The sequence below is a fragment of the Achromobacter sp. GW823-FHT04E03 genome, assembly GCF_058796095.1.
This window is the reverse complement of sequence record NZ_JBXAIJ010000001.1, coordinates 1,163,312-1,185,172: the sequence shown is the minus strand read 5'-3', so window position 1 is coordinate 1,185,172 and position 21,861 is coordinate 1,163,312. Positions and strand designations below refer to the sequence as shown.

The following is a 21,861-nucleotide window of genomic DNA, read 5'->3' as shown; positions in this document are numbered from 1 at the left end:
ATCATGGGCGCGCTGTCCGACGTGGACGACTGCTGGAACCGCATCGGCATCCGCGGCGACAAGAGTTGCGCGCAATTGGCCGACCACGTGCATTGCCGCAATTGTCCGGTCTATGCGGCGGCGGCCAAGCGCATACTTGACCGTCTGCCGCCGCAAATGGAAGAGCAGGGCGCCGAAGAGGCCCAGCAGGAGCGCGCCAGGCTGTCTTCGCTGCTGGTGTTCCGCGTGCACCGCGAATGGCTGGGGCTGCCGACCCGGGCGCTGGACGAAGTGGCCGGCACCCGCAGCATCCTGAGCCTGCCGCACCGGCGCGATCCGGCGATGCTGGGCGTGACCAATGTGCGCGGCTCCCTCACTGTGTGCGTGTCGCTGGCGCGCCTGCTGGGTCTGGAGGCGGCAGCGGAGGACGCGCGCGAGCGGCCGGCCACGGCGCGCATGCTGATACTGGGCGGCGCAGGCCGCGCGGTGGTCGTGCCGGTGGATGAGGTCGAAGGCATGCACGCCGTGGACCTGGACGGGCTGGAGCCCCTGCCCGCGACCGTGGAGGGCGCAAGCCTCAAGTACTCGCGCGGCATGGCCCGCTGCGGCGGCCGCGCCGTGGGCGTGTTGGACGAGACCTTGCTGATGCAAGCTTTGGAACGGAGCCTGGCGTGAATCCGGATCAGATGCGCGATGCCTCGCTTCTGGAATTGTTCCAGCTGGAGACCCGCACCCAGGTGGAGGTGCTGAACAAGGGCCTGCTGGCCCTGGAGCACGACCCCACGTCCGCGCCGCAGCTGGAAGCCTGCATGCGCGCGGCGCATTCGCTCAAGGGCGCGGCCCGCATCGTCGATCTGCATCCGGCGGTGCGCATCGCGCACGCCATGGAGGATTGCCTGGTTGAGGCGCGCGAAGGCCGGCTGCGGCTGCAGGCCGCGGACATCGACGCCCTGCTGATGGGCGCGGACCTGTTGCAGCGCGTGGCCACGCCGGGTGTGGAGCTGGGTAGCGAGATCGACGAGCTGGTGACGCGCCTGAGCAATGCGCCGCATGCGGCGCCGGCAGCGTCGACAGCAGCGCTGGTCCCGAAGCCCGCGGATTTCCTGCCGCCGATTCCGGTCCTGGATGAGCCGCCCGCCACCGCGCTGCAACGGCGCAGCTCGGACGCGGGATTGGGCGAGGGCGAACGCGTGCTGCGCGTGACGGCTGACACCCTCAACAAATTGCTGGGCCTGTCCAGCGAGACCCTGGTGGAGTCGCACTGGATCGCGCCCTTTGGCGCGTCCATGCTGCGTCTGAAGCGCATGCAGGCGGGCGCGGTCCAGGCGTTGGACGGCGTGCGCGCGGCCCTGGCGGGCCAGGCGCTGGACGCGCAGGCGCAAGCCGCGCTGGACGATGCCCTGCGCATCGTCCAGCAATGCCAGCAGGAGCTGTCGCAGCGCACCAGCGAGGTCGACGAATTCGGCTGGCGCATGGGCCACCTGGCCCAGCGCCTGTACGACACCGCGCTGGCCTGCCGCATGCGGCCGTTCGGCGACGGGGTGGGAGGCATGGCGCGCATGGTCCGCGACGTAGGCCGCGCGCTGGGCAAGCAGGTGCGGCTGGAAATCGAAGGCGAGTCCACCCAGGTGGATCGCGACATCCTGGAAAAGCTCGACGCGCCGCTGATGCACCTGTTGCGCAACGCGGTGGACCACGGCATCGAGATGCCGCAGGACCGGCTGGCGGCGGGCAAGCCGGCCGAAGGCCGGATCCGGCTGTCGGCGCGCCATGCGGCCGGCATGCTGCTGATTGAACTCAGCGACGACGGCGCCGGCATTTCGCTGGACCGGCTGCGCGTGGAAGTGGTGCAGCGCAAGCTGGCCAGCGCGGAAACCGCGGCCCGGCTGACCGAGGCCGAGCTGCTGGAGTTCCTGTTCCTGTCGGGCTTCAGCACGCGCGGCGAAGTCACGGAGATCTCGGGGCGCGGGGTGGGGTTGGACGTGGTGCAGACCATGGTGCGCCAGTTGCGCGGCGCGGTGCGCATCCAGCAGCAGACAGGGCAGGGCACCCGTTTCATGCTGGAGATGCCCTTGTCGCTCTCGGTGGTGCGCAGCCTGCTGGTCGAGGTGCAGGAAGAGATCTACGCATTCCCGCTGGCCTACGTCAACCACGCGCTGCAAGTGCGCGCCGAAGACATCGAACAGCTCGAAGGGCATCAGCATTTCCGCTTCATGGACCGGCAGATCGGGCTGGTGTCCGCGCGCCAGATCCTGCGCACGGGCGGCGCCGCGCCGGCCTCCGAAACGGTATGCGTGGTGCTGGTGGGCGACCACGACCGGCTTTATGGCGTTGCCGTGGACCGTTACGTGGGCGAGCGCACGCTGGTGGTGCAGCCGCTGGACCCGCGTCTGGGCAAGGTGCAGGACGTGATGGCGGGCGCATTGATGGACGATGGCACGCCGCTGCTGATCCTCGACGTGGAAGACATGCTGGTGTCGGTGCAGAAGCTGGTGGAAGGCGGACAGCTGAGCCGGGTGGACGGCGCGGGCGCGGCCGAACAGGCGCGGCGGCGCAAGCGCGTGCTGGTGGTGGACGACTCGCTTACGGTGCGGGAGCTGGAGCGCAAGCTGCTGTTGAACCGCGGCTTCGACGTGGCCGTGGCCGTGGACGGCATGGACGGCTGGAACATGTTGCGCAGCGAGTCGTTCGACCTGGTCGTGACCGACGTGGACATGCCGCGCATGGACGGCATCGAACTGGTGTCGCGCATCAAGGCCGATCCCAAGCTGCAGGGCCTGCCGGTGATGGTGGTGTCGTACAAGGACAGGGAAGAGGACAGGAGGCGCGGGCTGGACGCCGGCGCCGACTATTATCTGGCGAAGGGCAGCTTCCATGATGACGCGCTGCTCGACGCGGTGGAAGACCTGATCGGAAAGGCGCGCACGTGAGAGTCGGAATCGTCAACGACATGCCGATGGCAGTGGAAGTGCTGCGGCGCGCGATCGCGCTGGAGCCGGGGCTGGACCTCGCCTGGGTCGCGACCAACGGCCAGGAGGCCGTGGACCTGTGCGCCCGCGACCGGCCGGACGTGGTGCTGATGGACCTCATCATGCCCATCATGGACGGCGTCGAAGCCACGCGTCGCATCATGGCTGAAACACCCTGCGCGATCGTGGTGGTGACCGCCGACGTGGCGCGCCATACCTCGCGCGTGTTCGACGCCATGGGCCATGGGGCGCTGGACGCGGCAGATACCCCGGTAATCGGCAGCGGCGACATGCGCACGGCGTCTGCGCCGCTGCTGCGCAAGATCCGCAACGTGGGCTGGCTGATCGGCCGCTATGGCAAGCGGCCTGCCCTGACGCCGGTGGCCCGGCCCATGCAACAGGGCGATGCCAAGCGGCTCCTGGTCATCGGCGCATCGGCTGGCGGTCCGCCGGCGCTGGCGCATCTGCTGAAGGGAATACCGCCGGAGTTCCCCGCGGGCATCGTGCTGGTACAGCACGTGGACGCCTCGTTTGCCGCGGGCATGGCGGACTGGCTCAATGAACAGGCGCCGCTGCCCGTCAGGCTGGTGCGCGAGGGCGAATGGCCCGAACCTGGCCAGATATTGCTGGCCGGCACCGGCGACCATCTGCACATGCTGGCCGACGGTACGCTGCGCTACACCGAAACTCCCAAGGAAAGCCTGTACCGGCCTTCCATCGACGTTTTTTTCCATAGCGTGGCGCAGCACTGGCGCGGCCTGGCCGTCGGCGTGCTGCTGACGGGCATGGGCCAGGACGGCGCGCGCGGGCTGAAGGCGCTGCGCGAACGCGGCTACCTGACGATTGCGCAGGACCAGGCCAGCAGCGCCGTCTACGGCATGCCCAAGGCCGCGGCCGCCATGCAGGCGGCCGTGGAAATCCGCCCATTGGACCAAATCGCTCCCCGCGTGATCCAGGCCTTTGCCTGAGCGCGCGGACCTCGACAGCATTCAAGGACTCACTATGCAACCTCCCATTGACAGCTCGGCTTCGGCGAACCTGCATTCGCATGCGGCCATGGTGTTGCTCGTCGACGACCAGGTGATGGTCGGCGAGGCCATCAGGCGGGCCCTGGCCACGGAGGGCAACATCGACTTCCACTATTGTTCGGATCCGGAAAAGGCGCTGGCCGTGGCGATCCAGACCCGGCCCACCGTCATCCTGCAGGACCTGGTGCTGCCGGGCGTGGATGGACTGAGCCTGGTGCAGGAATACCGTGGTCATCCAGTGACGCGCGATATCCCCATCATCGTGCTGTCCACCAAGGAAGATCCGGCGATCAAGAGCGCGGCCTTTGCCGCCGGCGCCAACGACTATCTGGTCAAGCTGCCCGACTCCATCGAGCTGGTGGCGCGCATCCGCTACCACTCGCGCTCCTACCTGGCCCTGGTGCAGCGCGACGAGGCCTACCAGGCCTTGCGCCAGAGCCAGCAGCAACTGCTGGAAAGCAATATGGAGTTGCGCCGGCTGACCAATTCCGACGGACTGACGGGCCTGGGCAACCGCCGTTATTTCGACGAATACCTCAATGCCGAGTGGCAGCGTGCGCGCCGCGACGGCCGCGAAATCAGCATGCTCATGATCGACGTGGACCACTTCAAGGCCTACAACGACACCTACGGCCACATCGCTGGCGACGAGGCGCTCAAGCGGGTGGCCAACACCATCTTCGCCAGTTGCGACCGGTCCACCGACCTGGCGGCGCGCTTTGGCGGCGAGGAGTTTGCGCTGGTATTGCCTGGCACCCCGGCCGGCAGCGCGCGCCTGGCCGCCGAGAAGCTGCGCCGCGCGGTGGAAGCCTTGCAGATTCCGCAGAAGGACACTGGCGACGGCCCGTGGCTGACGGTCAGCATCGGCACGGCCACGGCGGTGCCGCAAGGCGACCAGCCCTGCACCGACCTGATCCAGGTGGCCGACCGAGGCCTCTATCAAGCCAAGCGGCAGGGCCGCAATCGCGTTGTTCCCGGGGTGATGTAGGGCGCGGCCGCAGGCAGGCTGCGCCAGCCATCCTCCGCGGGTTTCATGATTTTCCTGTCGATTGCGCCAAGTTGAGGTAATCAGGCAGCGCCTTTCAGGAAATCCCCATAAGGGGAAATATTGTTTCTCACTGTCCTCGCCGGACGATGCAAGCGGAAGGACTCTTGCGGCCGGCTACTGTCATTCTTCCATGCAGCCCGAGGCGGGCGGCGCTATTGTTTTCGCATGCGTGAAGCGCCAGCCCGACGGCCCGGCCGGGCACCCGGAAACCAGACAGAGAGGCATAGCATGAGTTACTCCAGCTACCACAAGAAGGACATTTTCGGCCGCCCGCTGCATGCCGAAACCCAGATGATGTCGTACGGCTTCGACCCCTTCCTGTCGGAGGGCGCGGTCAAGCCGCCGGTGTTCCTGACGTCTACCTTCGCGTTCCGCTCGGCCGAGGATGGCGCGGCGTTCTTCGATCTGGTTTCGGGCCGCAAACCCTTGCCCCAGGGCGAGTCCGCGGGGCTGGTGTACAGCCGCTTCAACCATCCCAACCTGGAAATCGTCGAGGACCGCCTGGCGCTGCTGGATGGTTCGGAAGACGCCGCGGTGACCTCCAGCGGCATGTCGGCGATCAGCGCCGTGTTCCTGGCATTCTTGCGGCCCGGCGATCAATTGGTGCAATCCGTGCCGCTGTATGGCGGCACCGAAACCCTGATCTCCAAGATTTTCCCGGAGTGGGGGATAGGTTCGCATGCCGTCGAGGACGGCCTGTCGGCCAAGAGCATGCGCACAGCGCTGGAGGCCGCGGCGGCGCAGGGGCCGGTGCGTCTGTTTTTTGTTGAAACGCCCGCCAATCCGACCAATGCCTTGATCGATTTCGAGGCCATGAAGAATGAGCTGGACGCCTTCGAAGCGCGGCACGGCTATCGTCCGGTGTCGGTGTGCGACAACACCCTGCTGGGCCCGATCTTCCAGAAACCGGCCGAGCATGGCGTGGACCTGTGCGTGTATTCGCTGACCAAGTATGTGGGCGGCCATAGCGACCTGGTTGCGGGCGCGGTCACCGGCAGCAAGACGCTGGTCAAGAAGGTGCGAGCCATCCGCAGCGCGTTCGGCTCTCAGCTGGACCCGCATTCCTGCTGGATGATCACGCGTTCGATGGAGACCGTGGTGCTGCGCATGAAGCAGGCCGCGCGCACGGCGACCAAGGTGGCCCAGTGGCTGTCCGGCAATCCGCATGAAAAAGTGCAGATTTTCCATCCGGAGATGATTGCGGACCGGGCCTACCAGGAAGTCTACAAACGCCAGTGCACCGGGCCGGGTTCGACCTTCGCCTTCGTGCTTGAGGGCGGGCGCGCCAAGGCGTTCCGCTTCATCAACGCGCTGCATCTGTTCAAGTCGGCCGTCAGCCTGGGAGGCACCGAATCGCTGATCTGCCATCCGGCGTCCACCACGCATTCCGGCGTTCCGGCGGCCGAGCGCGACGCGGCCGGCGTGTCCGAGGGGCTGGTGCGCGTGTCGATCGGACTGGAGCACGAGGAAGACCTGATCGCCGACATGGACCACGCCTTCCGCAACTGCTGAGCCGGGGCCGGCATGGCAGGCCTGTTTCAGGCTGCCATGCGCCGCCGGTTGAATAGCACGAACCCCGCCGTGACCAGCAGCATCAGAGCCGCGGTGGCGATGACTGCGGCATAGCCCGTGTCGAAGGCGGTCTTGGCCAGGCGGGTCAAGGCCATGCCCAGGTCCGACGACAGTCCGTCCGCCACGATCAGGGCCTGGTCCAGGCTGTCGCGCGCCAGGTCGGACTGGGGCAGGCCAACCGGCACGGCAAGCGTGTGCGCATAGACGCCGGACAGGATCGATCCCATCAGGGTGACGCCCAGCGCGCCGCCCAGCTCGTACGACACCTCTTCGATCGAGGCCGCCATGCCGGCGCGCTCCGGGGTGGCGCTCTGCATGATGGTGCTGGACGCCGCGGTCATGGTGGCGCCTATGCCGGCGCCAAGCACGCACAGGCTGACCATCTGCGGCAGCAGCGCCGCGTCATAGCTCAGCAGGTAGCCGGTCATGCCCAGCCCCGACATCAGCAACGACAGGAACAGCATGGTGGCGCTGTTGACGCGGCCCAGCAGCCAGCCCGCCAGCGGACCCGCGATGAAAGCGGCCAGCGACAGCGGCAGGATGAAGAGCGCGGCTTCAAGCGGCGACATTCCCATGACCAGTTGCAGCCGCTGGCTGAACACCAGCTCCATGCCCAGCAGCGCAGCGGCGGCGAACAGCGCAGCCGCCACGGCCGAACTGAAGCTGAGGTTGCGGAAGATGGCGAAGTCGATCAGCGGATAAGGCCGCGCGCGCTGGCGCCGCACGAACACGGCGAGCATGGCCGCGCCCGCAGCGCAGGCCAGGCCGGCGTCGCGCCAGGACGGGTCGGTCTTGCCCAGCTCCTTCAGCGCGTAGGCGCACAGGATCAGGCCGGCCATCACCTGCAATGAGCCCGGCAGGTCCCAGGGGCGCGAGGCGTCCGGACGGCTGGCAGGAATCAGGCGCCAGGCCAGCGGCAGCGCCAGCAGCACGATGGGCACGTTGATGAGGAACACGGAACCCCACCAGAAATGCTCCAGCAGCACGCCGCCCACCACCGGGCCGACCGCGGCGCCGCCCGAGGCAACCGAGGCCCATACGCCGATGGCGATGGCGCGTTCGCGCTCGTCGGCGAAGGTCAGGCGCAGGATGGACAGCGTGGCAGGCATCATCATGGCGGCGCCCACGGCCAGCAGCGCGCGCGCCGCGATCAGCGTGGCCGCGCCGGGCGAGTAGGCCGCGCACAGGGACGCCGTGCCGAACACGACCAGCCCCGCCATGAACAGGCGCTTGTGGCCGAGGCGGTCGCCCAGCGTGCCCATGCCCAGCAGCAGGCCGGACACGACCAGCGCGTAGATGTTCACGATCCACAGCTTTTCCGACGCGTTGACGTTCAATTCATGCGTGAGCCGGGGCAGGGCGGTATAGAGGACGGTCATGTCGACCACGATCAACAGCAAGGCGCTGGACACGATGGCCAGCACCAGCCAGCGGCCGGGCGCGGCCGTGGCGACAGCGTTCGGTTCAGTCCGCTGCATGGTTCTACTCCTGAAACTGAAACGCCTGCCGCGCCGCGAACGCGGGCGGGGCCGGGATTGGCCGGGTCTCAGAGGGCGCCATTATCCATCTTCCAATTCGCATAAAAAAGTTTGAAACCATCTATAAAATAGATGGATAACGAGGAGTCGAGACATGCAATGGACACTGGATCAGCTACGTCATTTCGTCGCCGCTGCGGAATCGGGATCGTTCTCGGCGGCGGCGCGACGCCTGGGCCGGGCGCAGTCGGCGATCAGTAGCTCGGTAGGCTTGCTGGAAGCGGACCTGGGCGTGGAGTTGTTCGACCGGTCGCGGCGCAACGCAACCCTGACGGCCGCCGGCGAGGTCATGTTGCAGGAGGCGCAGGAACTGCTGCGCCAGGCAGGCGCGCTGGAGCAGCGCGCCTTGTCGTTTGCCGCCGGGCGCGAAGCGCGCCTGGGCGTCGCGCTGGACGAAGGGCTGCCTTATCTGGTGGCCGACCAGTTGCTGAAGGAACTGGCCGAACGCTATCCGGCGCTGGAGCTGACCCAGCTCAACGGCACCGCGACGGAGGTCGCCGATTACGTGGAACAGGGCCGCGCCAGCCTGGCCTTCCAGTTCGATCGCGGCGATCCGGGCAGCGCCTTCGCCCATCGCCATCTGGGCAATGTGGCGCAGGGCATCTTCGTGGCGCAGGGCCATCCGCTGGCCGCGCTGCCCGAGGTCGGGCGCAATGACCTGGCGCGTCACCGGCAGTTGCTCATGCAGATGGACGGCGTCGACCAGGTGGTGCTGAGCCCGTCGGTCTGGCGGGCCGACAGCAGCTACAACATCGCTGCCATGGCCGCCAATGGCGTGGGCTGGGCCATCCTGCCGCTGAACATCGGCGAATACCAGGGTTTCAGCAACGAGCTCGTCAGCGTGCGCTGCGCGGACCTGTTCCTGCCCATGTTGTCCGTGCGTACGCTGTGGCTGAGGGGCGGCAGCCTGAGCGAGACGGAACTCTGGCTGCAGCAGCGCATGGGCCAGTTGCTGGCGGGGACGCTGGCGCAGCCGTAGCGCGGGGGGGCGGCTTCAGCTGAGCAGGGCGCTGACCAGGTCGCCGCCGCTGCGGCCGCCGTTCTTGAAATCCAGAGCCGTCTGCACATGCTCCAGATGCGCGTCCATCAGCGCGCAGGCACGGTCGGCATCGCCCGCGCGGGCGGCCTCGATGAAGGCGTGATGCTCCTGCGACGAGCAGCTGGCATCGTGCGAGCTTTGATACAGCACGGTGATGACGGCGCTGCGGGCCGAGAGTTCGCGCAACATCCCCGTCAGCACGGAATTTCCTACGGTCTCGGCCAGCAGAATGTGGAAGTGTCCGAGCAGCCGGTTGCGTTCCTGCACGTCGCCGCCTTCCAGCGCGCGGCGCTCCGCGGCCAGATGGGCGTCGATGCGGCGGTAGTCCGCCGCCGTTGCCCGCGCCACGAATTCGCGTGCGAGCGCTGCTTCCAGGATGCGCCGTACCGCATAGACCTCGCGCGCCTCGTTCGCGTCCGGCTTGCTCACGAACGCGCCCTTGTCCGGCACGATGTTGATCAGCTTGTCCTTGGACAGCATCAGCAGCGCGGCGCGGATCTTGGTCCGGCTGACCTGATACACCCCCGCCAGCGCCTCTTCGCGCAGCCGCGTGCCGGGCGGCAGCTTGTGCGCGACGATGGCCGCCGAGATTTCCTTGGCGATATCGTCGGCGCTGGGGTCGGGGCGGACTTCCTGGGACATGTTGGGGCAGGCGAGGGACAGGGCTGGTCAGTCTAGCAAATGGGCAGGCCCGGCGGGGAGCGGGCCTGCCCATGGCTGGGCGGACCCGCGCTAGCGCGCCGCCGCCAGCGCGCCCATCGCCTGCCGCATGAACGACAGGGTGGCGTCATCAGTCCAGGTGCCGGCGGTGAGCTCGGGCTCGGTCATCAGCGCGTGGCGGAATTTCGCCTGGGTGGCGGGGTCGTTGCCGGCATAGCTGCGGAACAGGTCCAGCCAGCGCCGGGCCAACGCCAGGGCCGTGGGCGAGTCCGGAGCCACGCCCGCGTCGAGAGCGTCGCGCACCTCGGCCATCAGTTCGGGCCATTCGCCAATGCGATCGCCGTAATGCTCGCGCATGTAGCGCGCCTCGTCCGGCGTGAGGTACTTCTCGTAGATCCGCAGCTTGCTTTCCGAGAAGGCTTGCAGCACGTAATCGCGCAAGGCCGGCGAGATGCCCATGTGCGCCTGCATCGAGGGCTCGCGTTCGTGCATCCGGTTCAGCTTGACCAGCAGGCGCGGATCGCGATTGGTGTCGCGCAGCAGCAGGGTCATCCAGCGCAAGGCCAGTTCGCGCGGCTGCGCCGCTTCGGGCGCGACGCCGGCATCCATCTGCGCCTGCACCTCCTTGACCAGCGCGAGCCAGTCGGCGTCGCCATTCTGGCTGCTGCGGTACATGGGCAGGCGGGCCAGTTCATCGGGGGAAAAGTATTTGTCGTACATGGTCATGAGTTCCAGAGTGGTGAGCCAATCGGCCAGCTCTGGCTCCTTGCCTTGCGCCAACTGGCCCTGCAGCTGGGCGAGACGCTCGCGCAGCCGGGAGGCTTGCTGGATCTGGCGGTCGAGCATCGCGATCTGCTTGGCGATGATTTCGTCCATGGGAGTGTCGGGCTGGTCCAGATAAGCGCCGATCTCGGCCAACGGCAATCCGAAGCGGCGCAGCGCCTGGATCTGATGCAGCCGGGCGATGTCGTCGCGGCCATACAGCCGATAGCCGTTGTCGGCGCGCGCCGAAGGCGTGAGCAGCCCGATCGCGTGATAGTGGTGCAGCGTGCGGACAGTCAGCCCGCTTCGCCTGGCCAGTTCTCCTACTTTCAGTTGCACGGCATTCCTCCTGTTGATGGCGCGGAACGAACTCTGGGACATGACGTTGCGTGAGGGTCAAGAGTTACCGCGGGCGGCAGCTAGTCTGACACGTCGGGCGATGGGATCCAGCGATTTTGAGCGGCGGCCTTGGCCGTTGCTGGAATAATGGGCGTCCCCCGAAGAGGAAACGAACAATGAATATCCGTGAGCTGGATGCTTCCGAGTTGTCGAGTCTGCTGGATTTGTATCGGCATCTGCATCCAGCGGATGATCCCCTGCCGGGCGCGCAAGCGGTCGCGGCGGTCTGGCAGGAACTGATGGAAAGCACTCGGCACAGGGTTTTTGGCGCGTATGCCGACGGCAAGCTCGCTTCAAGCTGCACGCTTACCGTCATTCCCAATCTGACGCGTGGTTGTCGGCCCTATGGCGTGATCGAGAACGTGGTGACGGATGCCGCTTACCGGCGTCAGGGCCTTGCCAAGGCGGTGCTCGACGAGGCGCTGGCGTTCGCCTGGGGCGGGAATTGCTACAAGGTCATGTTGATGACCGGTAGAAAGGACGAAGCGACCCTTCGATTCTACGAGTCCGCGGGTTTTGACAGGCATGGCAAGCAGGCATTCATCGCGAGGCCGCCGGTATCCGGCGACCTCGGTTGAGCCGAACGGCCGGGTTCAGGCCTGTTGCCGCGACTTGGCAGACCCGGCCAGCAGCGCGACCGCTGCGATCGCCAGGGGAATGAACGAAACCCACAGCACCGTCGCCCAGTCATAGGCCGCCAGCAGGCCGCCCGATGCGAAGGAGCCGACCGCCATGGTGCCGAAGATGATGAAGTCATTGAGCGACTGCACCCGGGTCTTTTCTTCCGGCCGGTGGCATTCCAGAACCAGGGCCGACGCGCCCACGAATCCGAAGTTCCAGCCCAGGCCCAGCAGGACCAAGGTCACCCAGAAGTGGGCCACATCGATCCCGGTCAGGCCGATGGCCGCGGACAGGCCGGTGAGCGCCAGGCCCGCCGTGACGATGCGTCCGGCGCCGAAACGCGTGATGAGGCGTCCCGTGAAGAAGCTGGGGCCGTACATGGCGATGACGTGCCATTGCAGGCCGAGGTTGGCGCTTTCCTGGGAATGGCCGCAAAGATGCATGGCCAGCGGCGCGGCGGTCATCAGGAAATTCATCAGCATGTAGGAGACGGCGCCGCAGACCACCGCCGTGATGAAGCGCGGCTGGCGCGCGATCACGCCCAGCGGCCGTCCGCCCGCAACTTCGGCCGCGCTGGGCATGGGCAGGTGCACGCCCAGCAGGACCAGGGCCGAGACCGCTGCTACCGCCGCCTGCATGAGATAGGTCGCCGCGAACATGTGGACGGGCCACAGGTACATCGTGTACGTGACCAACTGCGGGCCGACCACGCCGGCCAGCACGCCGCCGCCCATCACGAAGGACAGGGCGCGGGCGCGCCTGGCGGGAGACACGCCGTCGGCCGCCGCGAAGCGGAACGACAGCACGACGGCGGCGTACGCGCCGCCGAAGAACGTGCCCAGGCAGAACAGCCAGAAGGAACTCAGCACGATGGCGGCGGCGGCCAGCAGGCCCACCAGCACGCCGCAGGCGGTGCCGGCAAGAAATGCCGCGCGGCGGCCATGGCGCCTGGCGATGGCGCCAGCAGGAAGGATGCAGGCGGCCATGCCGACCACAAAGATGGAAATGGGCAGGGTCGCCAGCGCCTTGTCCGGCGCCAGCATGTCGCCGACGATGGCGCCGGTGGCGTAGACCACGACGGCGTTGGCGCCTGCCAGCGCCTGGGCGATTGTCAGCCGGGCGATGTTGCCGCGCTGCGCCTGCGGCGTGAGTTCAGCGCTGGGTGCGGCCGATGGCGCCGGGGTTGATGCGGACAAGTGGGTCTCCTCGAGAGTCGTGCTTTTAGTTGATATGGGTGTTGATTTGCCGAGCGCGTTGCGGTTCCCGCGCGCCGTCCATGGTCAGGACCACGCGGAACTTCGCATCGCCGGACTTCAGCCGCAGCAAGGCATCAGCTGCGCGCTCCAGGGGTAGAGTCTCGACCATGGGCAGCGCCTCTGCAAGTACGCTGAAATTCAGCGCTTTTTCAGTTTCCCAAGGCGTGCCGGTCATGGACCCGGCAACGGTGCGCTCGCCGCCCACCAGAAAGCCGGGCGGCACCGCCAGCGGGTCGCGGCCCACGCCCAGCAACATCGTGCGGCCTTGCGGAGCCAGTCCGCGCATGGCCCCGGACACGGCCTGCGTGTCGGTGATGGTGGCGATCAGCGCTTGTGCGCCGCCCATGTCGAGGAGCCGTTGCGCGGCGTCTTCCTCGTTGCTGTCGATGTAGACATGGGCGCCCAGGCGCAAGGCGTCAGCGGTGATGTCCAGGCCCCGGCCGATTGCCGCCACTTTCAAGCCCATGCGGCGGGCGTATTGCAACGCCATGTGGCCCAGGCCGCCTATGCCCAGCACGGCAACGAGATCGCCGGCCTGCGCTCCGGATTTCCGGAGCGCGTTGAAGGTGGCGATGCCGGCGCAAAGTATCGGGGCGGCTTGCATGGCGTCGAGCTCGTCGGGTATGGCAACCAGTCCGGTCGCCCGGGCCAGCATCATCTCGGCATAACCGCCATCCCGGGTAACGCCGACTACCGGTTGATTCGCGCACAGATTGAAGAGGCCCTGGCGGCATTGCGTACAGGCGCCGCAATGACCGCCCAGGCGCCCCACGCCGACCCGTTGGCCGATCTTCCAGCGGGCGTCGACGCCCGCGCCGAGCGCCGAAATGCGGCCGACGGCTTCATGCCCGGGGACGCGCGGCCGTTGCAGCGCCGGATTGTCGATATCGGCCGCGTCGGCGCCACAGACGCCGCAAGCTTCGACGCGCAGCAGTACTTCTCCGGGGCCGGGTTCGGGCGTGGACAATTCAACGAACTCGAGCCGGCCGGGCGCGGTGGTCCGAATGGCGCGATAGGTGGAAGGGAGGCGTGTCATTGGGCGGGGGCTCCAGGCGGGACCGCATTGGGGGAGGGTGCAGCGCAGTTCAGCAGCCACTTCACGCCCGCGTCCGCGGCATCGATGGCGCCAGCCAGATAGCCGGGGAATGCGGCGGACCATTCGCTGGCTATCCCGGCCAAGCGACCCGCCCATACGCCAGTCTCGGCGGCAACGGCGGGTGCTGCCGGGTGCGCGCCGCCATCCCCGCAGTCCGCAGCCGTCGAGGTGTCGGGGTCTTGCGCCCAGTCCTTGTAGAACTCCCGCTCGGGCTTGAGCGCCAGGGGGCCGAACAACCGGGCGAGCTGCGCGCGGCTGAGGGCCATCAACACGTCCTGGCCTGCCGACCGGCGCGCCGCCGCGGGCATGCCTACGAATCCGAACAGGGCAGGACCTTGCGGGGTGCTGGCGTCGTGGACCTCGGCCAGAGGTCCCCGGCTGCTGCGGGCTGCGCCAGACATGTCTTGCTCGCGCCAGAATGCCGAACCGTAGACGGCGAGGTACTTGGCATGGGGAGCCATCCAGGTCGGCGTGCCGCGCCATTGCGTTGCCAGCGCGCTCGGCAGCGGAGGGTCGAAAGCGATACGGGATTGCGCCAGGCGCGGAGGGACGGCCAGCAGCACCTGCGAGGCCTGAAAGACGCTGGCTCGTCCCTCGCCGTCCCGCGCATGCACCTCGATGGCGCGGCCTGTGGCATGCAGCCGGGTCACGGTCCGGCCCAGCTTGATGCATGTCGGATCCAGGCGTGCGAGCAGGGTATCGATCAGGCCGCTCATGCCAGTGGTTAGCCGGAAGGACTCCGGATGGCTGGGGTAGCTGTGCATACGTACCGGCGTTCCTGAACGCTCGACCATCATGAAACCCGCTTCGTGTTGCTGGATGATAGACAAGCCGAACTCGCGGACGAGGGCGCCAAGCCTGGGCTGGATCGCTGGCCAGAACCACGTGGGGCCCAGATCGTAGGAGCCGGCGCCCAGGATGCGGCCGCCCAGCCTGTCGCGTGCTTCCAGCAGCATATGGCTGCCGGCGCCATGCCGCTGCAGCAGCAGGGAGGCGTACAGGCCCGCGAGTCCCCCTCCGATGATGACGGTGTCCACTGACGTCGTCATGGCTGGCTCCCGCCGTTCGGGTCCGGCAGATGGTTGGTCTTCAGATAGACGGTGGCACCCTCGGCGCCGGCGTCGAGTGCGGCTTGCGCGCCACGGGCAAGCCGCAGCCAGCTGCCTTGCGGATAAGAAGCTTGTCCGTCGGCAATCGATCCGGCCAGAACCAGTATTTCCGCATGCACGGCTGCGGTCCGCGGCAGCGGTGCATGGGCGGGCAGGCGCCGCAGACAGGTCTGCTCATAGGACGCGGAGTAAAGCGGGCAGATTTCGCCGCCGCGCTCGCGCGTCCAGGCGGCGGGATCGCGCGTGTCGATGCGTACGACGGATTGTTCATCCGCAGGCATCTGCCGCAATTTGACGAGGATGGTGGCGCCGTTCCTGCTGGAAGGGGCATGGGCGGAGCCCGGCGGATTGCGCAGATACCAGCCTGCCGGATAGTCGCCGCTGGCGTCGGAGAAGGTGCCGGACAACACCAGTATTTCTTCGCCGCCGGGATGCGCGTGCGGCGGAAAGCGGCTGTCCGGCGCATAGCGCACGATGCTGGTGGCGCGTGCCTGTTCGCCGCCCACGCGGTCCAGCATCATGCGTTCCACGCCGTGCTGCGGCGACGGCACCCATTGGTATTGCTCCGGCGTCACGATGGCGTTGCGTGAGAAATCGGCGTTGATAAGCATGATATTGGTAGAAAAGCTATTCCAAGGTGATGTCCGGCCCTTGGTTGCCATATGCTGAAATTGGCTGCTGAAAGGGCGTATTCTTCGCCAATCGGCAGCCGCGGACAAACCAGATAAACTACCTTTGATTGAAAGAAAAACTTTATCGCCATGAAGTCTCTTGCGCATCTCAACGCGCTGCGCGCCTTCGAGGCCAGTGCGCGCCATCAAAGCTTTTCGGCAGCTGCGGCCGAGCTGCACGTGACTCCTGCTGCGGTGGGCCAGCTCGTGCGCGCGCTGGAGCAATGGCTGGGCGCGCCGCTGTTCCATCGCGGCGCCAGCGGCAAGGCGCGGCTGGTCCCCACGGCAGCAGCTGAACGCGCGTTGCCGGAGATACAGGCGGGGCTCGGCAAGCTGGCGCTGGGCCTGGAGCGCTTGAAGGAAGGTTCCTTGAGCGGCATGCTCACCGTGGCCGTGAGTCCGGCTTTCGCCGCCAAGTGGCTGTTGCCTCGGATCGAGCGCTTCCAGCATGCCTGGCCCGATACCGACGTGCGTCTGGACACCAACCTCAAGCCCGTGGATTTCGCGGCCCAGCAGATCGATATCGGCGTGCGCTATGGCGCTGGCGTCTGGCCCGGCCTGGCGGCGGAAAAGCTGATGGACGAAGAGGTCTACCCGGTCTGTTCCCCGGAACTGCTGCGACGGCGCAAGGCGGCGAAGCGTCCGGCCGAGCTGGCGGGCGAGACCTTGATCCATGATCTTTCGATGGACGCGCAGACGGGATTTCCGACCTGGGCCATGTGGCTGGAGAAAGTCGGCGTACAAGGCGTATCCACCGCCCGCGGCATGAAGATCAACAATTCCGCCGCGGTGCTGCAGGCGGCTATCGATGGCCATGGCGTGGCGCTGGCCCGCAGCGTGATGGCGCATGATGATCTGGTTGCCGGCCGCCTGGTGCGCCTGTTTCCGCAGCTGGCGGTTCCCTCCGCGTTGGCCTACTACGTTGTTTATCGGCCCCAGGCGCGCGAGTTGCCCCGATTGGCCGCCTTCCGAGACTGGCTGTTCGACGAGGCCGCTGCCTGTCGGTAGCCGGGTTCGGAGCCCGGCGGACCTTGCGCGACGCCCGCCGCGCTTACCTTGCGGCGCGGGTGAATCTCTGCACCATGAATTCCACGAAGGTCGTGAGCTTGGGCAAGGCCTTGCGGTCCTTGGGATACAGCAGCGTGATCGGCCGGGCCACGGGCCAGGCGGACTCCAGGATCGGGACCAGCCGGCCGGCCCGCACATCTTCGGCCAGCAACAGTTCCGGCTGCAGCACGATGCCGAATCCGGCCAGCGCCGCCTGCCTGAGCGCCTGGCCGTTGTTGGACACGAAGCGGCCGGCGGGGTAGGCCGCGCCGCCATCCTCCGAGTTCAGGCGCCAGCCGGTGCGGCGGTTCCAGTAGGAAAAATCCAGGCATTGATGGCGCGCCAGGTCGCTCGCGGTTTCGGGCGTGCCATGGCGTTGCAGATAGGCCGGCGCCGCGCAGATGATCATCTGATAGCGCCCGATCTTGCGCGCGACCAGGCTGGAATCGGCGGGTTCGCCGATGCGCACCGCCAGGTCGTAGCGCGAGGCCACCACGTCCTCGACGGCGTCGCTCAAGGTCAGGTCCACGCTGACGTCCGGGTACTCGGACAGGTAGTCGGCGATGGCGGGGGCCAGCGCGAACGAGCCGAAGGTCACGGTCGAGGTGATGCGCAGATGGCCTCGCGGCGCGGCGCGCATGGCTTCGGCGCCTTGCTCGGCATCGCGGATGTCCGACAGGATCACCTTGCAGCGCGCGAAATAGGCCTGGCCGGCTTCCGTCAGGCTTTGGCGGCGCGTGGTGCGGTTCATGAGCCTCAGGCCCAGCCGCGCCTCCAGGCCCTTGATGTGCTTGGCCGCCATGGCGGGCGACATCTCGTGGCGAGCCGCCGCCGCGGTCAGGCTGCCCAGTTCGACGACCGCCACGAAGACTTCCATGCTGAGCAGGCGGTCCATGGATTACGCACCCTGAGTGTGAAGTGAACCCACCATTTTAGGATTTTTCCGGGACGCGCCCTTGGCCAGAATGGGCACAAGCGCTGGCGATATCGCGGGCGCATCCCACAACATACGAATCGGAGTTTCCATGAAAATCATCCTGATCGGCGCCACCGGCACCATCGGCCGCGCGGTCGCCCAAGAACTGGGCCAGCGCCACGACGTCATTGCAGTGGGCAAGACGCGCGGCGAGCATCAGGTCGACGTGACCCAGAGCGGCAGCATCCGCGCCTTGTTCGAGCGCGTGGGCAAGGTGGATGCCATCGTCTCCACCACGGGCAGCTTGCATTTCGGCCCTCTGGCCGAAATGACGGCGGAGCAGTTCAAGATCGGTCTGCACGACAAGCTGCTGGGGCAGGTGGATCTGGCGCTGATCGGCCAGCATTACGTCAACGAAGGCGGTTCCATCACGCTCACCAGCGGCATCCTGACCGATGAACCGATCCGCTACGGCGCCAACGCGTCGGCGGTGAACTCGGCCATCGATGGCTTCGTGCGCGGCGCGGCGGTGGAGCTGCGCGGCGTGCGCATCAACTCGGTCAGCCCCACGGTCCTGACGGAATCGCTGGATGCCTATGGTCCGTACTTCCAGGGCTTTGAATCGGCGCCCGCCAGCCGCGTCGCGCTGGCCTACAGCCGCAGCGTGGAAGGCGCGCAGACGGGGCAGGTGTTCCGGGTGTGGTGATTTCCCGCGGCGGGCAAAGGCCGGCACGGCCTTGTGCGTCCTGTTGTTGCCTGGATGTGGCGCTCTCCGATCTGGTCGCGGAGCGCCCTCAGCGCGTTGCCAAAATGGCACACCTGTCTGCGAATTATGCAGAACAAAGTGATTATCCGTGAATTTGATGCGAATATTTACACGCATTGCACGCCCGGATTAGGGCGTTTGGCGTAGGTACCGAAAGTCTATCGTCGTTACCCCCGGCACTCCGGGGTCTGGTTTGAGCGCGTCCCGGCCCACCGCCCGGACGGCTACACGGAGACGAATCAGATGGCACACCACGCAAGTCCCTCCATACCCCTGTTCGCCCGCTCGCTGGGCGTGGCCATGTCGCTGGCCGCCAGCAGCGCCTGGAGCGTCAATTACGCGCCATTCATCGTACCCTCAGGCACGACGTTCACCCTGAATGGCGGCGACAGCGTGACAGGTACGGGATCGAGTTCGGCCATTCGGGTCGGCAACGCCACGTTGAACTTCGGCCCTGGCAACATCGCCATCGGCAATGTCGATCTGGGCGTTTTCGCCACCAATGGCGCGGCGACCAACATCAATTTCCAGACCGGCACCAACGTCACCATCACGACAGTGACCACCACCGGCCTGGGATTGCAGTCCACCACGAATTCGCAGGCGACGTTCTCGCTGGCGCCGGGTTCCAACGTGACGATACGCGGCTTTCAGGGTGTGAATCTGGGCCATACGCCATTCGGCACCATGAGCCAGCTTCAGATCGGCAATGGCGCGACGCTGAAGATCGAGACCGCGCCGGCCGGCGGCAATCCCTGGCCCAAGGGCGTGATGACGAGCAACAACACCGCCATTACGCTGGATGCCGGCGGCGTTCTGGATGTGCAGACCACGGGCGGGACATATGGGCGTGGGGTTGAACTGGGCTACAGCCTGACCTATCCGGACTCGGTCGTACGCCGCTACACGTCAGCGCCAGGCTCGACGCTGCGCGTCAGCACCACCGGGCAGACCGCCGACGGCTTCTACATGCTGGGCGTGGGCGAGGCGGTGATGCAGGGCACCACCGACATCCACACCACGGGCCGGGACAGCAGCGGCATGTTCCTGCGCCGCTACGTCAGCCCGACCAACCATCTGGTGGTAGCCCCGCAGGGCGGCTCCACGGCGAACATCCTTACCGAGGGCGCGGACGCCTACGGGGTGATAGGCATAGACGGCTCACGCGCGGAACTGTCCGACCTGAGGACCGAGACCCGCGGCACGGACGCGGTGGGCCTGTATGCGTATACGGTCAGCGGGCAGCCGGCGACCGTCTTCCAGGCAGCGCGCAACACGGTCGTGACCAGCGGGCAGGGCGGTTTCGGCATCCTGGCGCAAGGCGCGGCCAGCAGCGTGGTGTTCGATGACGGCTCGGTGCAGACGTCCGGGACCGAGGCCCATGGCGTGGTGGTGGCGGGCGCGTCGAGCGTCGCGGCGACGGGCAGCGCCATCGGCGTCAGCGGCGCACGCTCGATCGGTCTCCTGCTGACCAGCGACACGGGCACGCAAGCTGCGACCATCAATGGCGGCAGCATCGCGAGCGCGACCGGGACTGCCATAGGCGTCGACGGGGGCACGGCGAACATCCAGCTCGACGGCACCACGGTCCAGGGCGCGACCAACTGGCTGCATGTCGCCAGCTCTGGAACCTTGCTTGGAAGCAGGACCCGTACGTTGCATGGCATAGACCCGAGCCTGGCGCCGGATGCCGGCAATCCGGGCGGCATCAACGTTGCCGGCGCGCAGGCGGGCTCTCCGGCCACGGCCAACGTGACGGCGCGCAATTCTACCTTGACGGGAGCGGCGGTCACCGAGGCCGGCAGCATCTCGAACGTGACCTTGGTGGATTCGACCTGGACGCTGACCGGCAACTCGACCATCACCAACCTAGTCAACGATCCCAGCCTGATCGACTTCACGCCGCCGCAGGCGGGCGCGTACAAGACGCTGACGGTGCGTAACTACAGCGGCGACGGCACCATCGCGCTGAACACCTATCTGGGCGACGACAGCTCGCCCTCGGACAAGCTGGTCATCAACGGCGGCAGCGCCAGCGGCGCTTCGCAATTGCGCATCAAGAACACGGGCGGGCCGGGCGCCTTGACGACGGCCAGCGGGATACAGGTGGTCGAGGTCGTCAATGGCGGTATCTCCGGAGCGGGCGCATTTGCGCTTTCGGGCCGGGTGGTGGCCGGTCCCTACGAGTATCGGCTGTACCAAGGTTCGGCAAGCGCACCGGCCGATCAGAGCTGGTATCTGCGATCCGAGAAGGAGCCGGATCCGCCGCCTCCTCCTCCGCCTCCTCCGCCGCCGCCTCCCGAGCCTCCGGTGCCGCCTGTCCCACCGGCGCCGCCAACGCCGCCCACTCCCGATCCGGAGCCGCTGTACCGTCCTGAAGTCGCCGCCTATCTCGCGAATCAGCGACTGGTTGGGCAGATGTTCGTGCAGAGCATGCACGACCGCCTGGGCGAGCCGCAATTCATCGAGGGCCAGCAGTTTCAAACCGAGGACAGCAAGCGCCGGGCGCTCTGGCTGCGCGCCGTGGGCAGGTGGGAGGGCTCGCATAGCCGCGACGGCAACTTCGACGTCAGCACCGACATGTTCTTGCTGCAAGGCGGCGGCGACGTGGCGCAATGGAAGCTGTTCTCGGAGACCGACCGGCTGCACCTGGGGTTGATGCTGGGCTATGGCAGCGCCGACAGCACGGCCCGGGCCGAGGGCAACCCCTACAAGGCCAAGGGCAGGGTGCAAGGCTATAGCGCCGGCGTGTATGGCACCTGGTTCCAGAACGACGAGAGTAAGCTCGGCGCCTATGTGGATACCTGGTTCCAGTACGGTTGGTACAACAACCGGGTGACGGGCGAGGAGCTGCCGCGCGTGGACTACGATTCCCGCGCATGGGCCGTGTCGGCCGAGACCGGCTACGCCTTCAAGCTGCGCGGCGACTGGATACTGGAACCCCAGGCCCAGATCATCTACGTCAGCTCGGACACGGACAGCCTGACGGAATCCAACGGCACCCGGGTGGGCAGCGCGGATTCCCACGGCACCATCACGCGCCTGGGCGTGCGCACGCACACCACCTTCGACCTGGGCAATGGCCGCAAGGCGCAGCCGTTCGCGACGCTGAACTGGTGGCACAGCAGCACTGGCAGCTCCGTGTCGTTCAATCAATTGCCGGTGGGCGACCTCTATCCGAAAGACCGCTATGAGTTGAAGCTCGGCGTGCATGCCGACTTCAACAAGGGCTGGACGGGCTGGACCAATGTCGCCGGGTCATGGGGAGCGCAGGACTACCACCAGTACGCGGCAAGGATAGGTGTGAAGTACACCTGGTAGATGTGAAAAGCCCGCGGCGGCTAGACCGCTGCGGGCTTTGGTCATGCATGCCAGGGGCCGGCTA

General features: G+C 67.0%; 18 protein-coding genes. 10 read left to right on the top strand and 8 right to left on the bottom strand.

The genetic code is table 11. The features are described from left to right. The first annotated feature begins 3 nt into the window (after positions 1–3). From AC1RHV_RS05460 to AC1RHV_RS05440, 5 genes are all read left to right on the top strand, one after another. The gene (locus AC1RHV_RS05460; protein ID WP_192328901.1) at positions 4–654 is read left to right on the top strand and encodes a chemotaxis protein CheW; all 651 of its coding nucleotides are present in this window, start codon (positions 4–6) and stop codon (positions 652–654) included. Further along, positions 651–2,909, top strand: coding sequence for a hybrid sensor histidine kinase/response regulator (locus AC1RHV_RS05455; protein WP_492299983.1), 2,259 nt, complete (start codon positions 651–653; stop codon positions 2,907–2,909). Before AC1RHV_RS05460 ends, AC1RHV_RS05455 begins: the two co-directional genes overlap by 4 nt. After that, positions 2,906–3,916, top strand: coding sequence for a chemotaxis response regulator protein-glutamate methylesterase (locus AC1RHV_RS05450; RefSeq protein ID WP_054456381.1), 1,011 nt, complete (start codon positions 2,906–2,908; stop codon positions 3,914–3,916). The genes AC1RHV_RS05455 and AC1RHV_RS05450 overlap by 4 nt, the downstream gene beginning before the upstream one ends. 34 nt (positions 3,917–3,950) lie before the next feature. Continuing rightward, entirely contained in the window at positions 3,951–4,964 is a 1,014-nt protein-coding gene (locus AC1RHV_RS05445; RefSeq protein WP_054456382.1) for a response regulator, read from the top strand. A 288-nt stretch (positions 4,965–5,252) separates the two neighbouring features. Beyond that, on the top strand, positions 5,253–6,536 hold the full coding sequence (locus AC1RHV_RS05440; protein ID WP_054456383.1) for a cystathionine gamma-synthase family protein: 1,284 nt from the start codon (positions 5,253–5,255) through the stop codon (positions 6,534–6,536). A gap of 26 nt (positions 6,537–6,562) precedes the next feature. On the opposite strand, the gene AC1RHV_RS05435 is transcribed toward AC1RHV_RS05440, so the two are convergent. Continuing rightward, positions 6,563–8,074 carry an MFS transporter gene (locus AC1RHV_RS05435; protein ID WP_492299980.1) on the bottom strand — a complete coding sequence of 504 codons (1,512 nt, stop codon included), beginning with the start codon at positions 8,072–8,074 and terminating at the stop codon, positions 6,563–6,565. 154 nt (positions 8,075–8,228) lie between these two features. On the opposite strand from AC1RHV_RS05435, the gene AC1RHV_RS05430 reads away from it, so the two are divergent. Then, positions 8,229–9,113 (top strand): LysR family transcriptional regulator, encoded by an 885-nt coding sequence (locus tag AC1RHV_RS05430; protein ID WP_492299978.1) that lies wholly within the window; start codon positions 8,229–8,231, stop codon positions 9,111–9,113. Positions 9,114–9,128: 15 nt separating this feature from the next. Here the strand turns inward: AC1RHV_RS05430 and AC1RHV_RS05425 are convergent, their stop codons facing one another. Together AC1RHV_RS05425 and AC1RHV_RS05420 are read right to left on the bottom strand one after the other, a co-directional pair. Beyond that, complete coding sequence (locus AC1RHV_RS05425) at positions 9,129–9,815, bottom strand: GntR family transcriptional regulator (protein WP_054456386.1); 687 nt, start codon at positions 9,813–9,815, stop codon at positions 9,129–9,131. Between the two features lie 90 nt (positions 9,816–9,905). Then, positions 9,906–10,934, bottom strand: coding sequence for a MerR family transcriptional regulator (locus AC1RHV_RS05420; protein WP_492299976.1), 1,029 nt, complete (start codon positions 10,932–10,934; stop codon positions 9,906–9,908). Between the two features lie 176 nt (positions 10,935–11,110). Between AC1RHV_RS05420 and AC1RHV_RS05415 the strand changes: the two genes are divergently transcribed. Next, positions 11,111–11,572 (top strand): GNAT family N-acetyltransferase, encoded by a 462-nt coding sequence (locus AC1RHV_RS05415; RefSeq protein ID WP_054456388.1) that lies wholly within the window; start codon positions 11,111–11,113, stop codon positions 11,570–11,572. A gap of 15 nt (positions 11,573–11,587) precedes the next feature. Here AC1RHV_RS05415 and AC1RHV_RS05410 read toward each other — a convergent pair whose 3' ends face one another. From AC1RHV_RS05410 to AC1RHV_RS05395, 4 genes are read right to left on the bottom strand one after another with little or no spacing between them, the layout of a single operon-like run. Continuing rightward, positions 11,588–12,811, bottom strand: a complete 1,224-nt coding sequence (locus AC1RHV_RS05410; RefSeq protein ID WP_492299974.1) for an MFS transporter — start codon at positions 12,809–12,811, stop codon at positions 11,588–11,590. A gap of 25 nt (positions 12,812–12,836) precedes the next feature. Further along, complete coding sequence (locus AC1RHV_RS05405; RefSeq protein ID WP_492299972.1) at positions 12,837–13,907, bottom strand: alcohol dehydrogenase catalytic domain-containing protein; 1,071 nt, start codon at positions 13,905–13,907, stop codon at positions 12,837–12,839. Next, positions 13,904–15,016: a flavin monoamine oxidase family protein gene (locus AC1RHV_RS05400; protein ID WP_492299970.1), complete on the bottom strand. Its 1,113-nt coding sequence runs from the start codon at positions 15,014–15,016 to the stop codon at positions 13,904–13,906. Before AC1RHV_RS05400 ends, AC1RHV_RS05405 begins: the two co-directional genes overlap by 4 nt. Further along, positions 15,013–15,687, bottom strand: a complete 675-nt coding sequence (locus AC1RHV_RS05395) for a cupin domain-containing protein (protein WP_119451397.1) — start codon at positions 15,685–15,687, stop codon at positions 15,013–15,015. Before AC1RHV_RS05395 ends, AC1RHV_RS05400 begins: the two co-directional genes overlap by 4 nt. A gap of 150 nt (positions 15,688–15,837) precedes the next feature. Between AC1RHV_RS05395 and gcvA the strand changes: the two genes are divergently transcribed. Continuing rightward, positions 15,838–16,755 (top strand): transcriptional regulator GcvA, encoded by a 918-nt coding sequence (gene gcvA / locus AC1RHV_RS05390; RefSeq protein ID WP_119451398.1) that lies wholly within the window; start codon positions 15,838–15,840, stop codon positions 16,753–16,755. 43 nt (positions 16,756–16,798) lie between these two features. On the opposite strand, the gene AC1RHV_RS05385 is transcribed toward gcvA, so the two are convergent. Continuing rightward, a complete protein-coding gene (locus tag AC1RHV_RS05385; RefSeq protein WP_119451399.1) occupies positions 16,799–17,689 on the bottom strand; it encodes a LysR family transcriptional regulator in 891 nt (296 codons plus the stop codon). 130 nt (positions 17,690–17,819) lie between these two features. On the opposite strand from AC1RHV_RS05385, the gene AC1RHV_RS05380 reads away from it, so the two are divergent. Further along, positions 17,820–18,416, top strand: coding sequence for a short chain dehydrogenase (locus AC1RHV_RS05380; RefSeq protein ID WP_175213537.1), 597 nt, complete (start codon positions 17,820–17,822; stop codon positions 18,414–18,416). 303 nt (positions 18,417–18,719) lie between these two features. Beyond that, complete coding sequence (locus AC1RHV_RS05375) at positions 18,720–21,797, top strand: autotransporter family protein (protein WP_492299968.1); 3,078 nt, start codon at positions 18,720–18,722, stop codon at positions 21,795–21,797. Positions 21,798–21,861 lie beyond the last annotated feature (64 nt).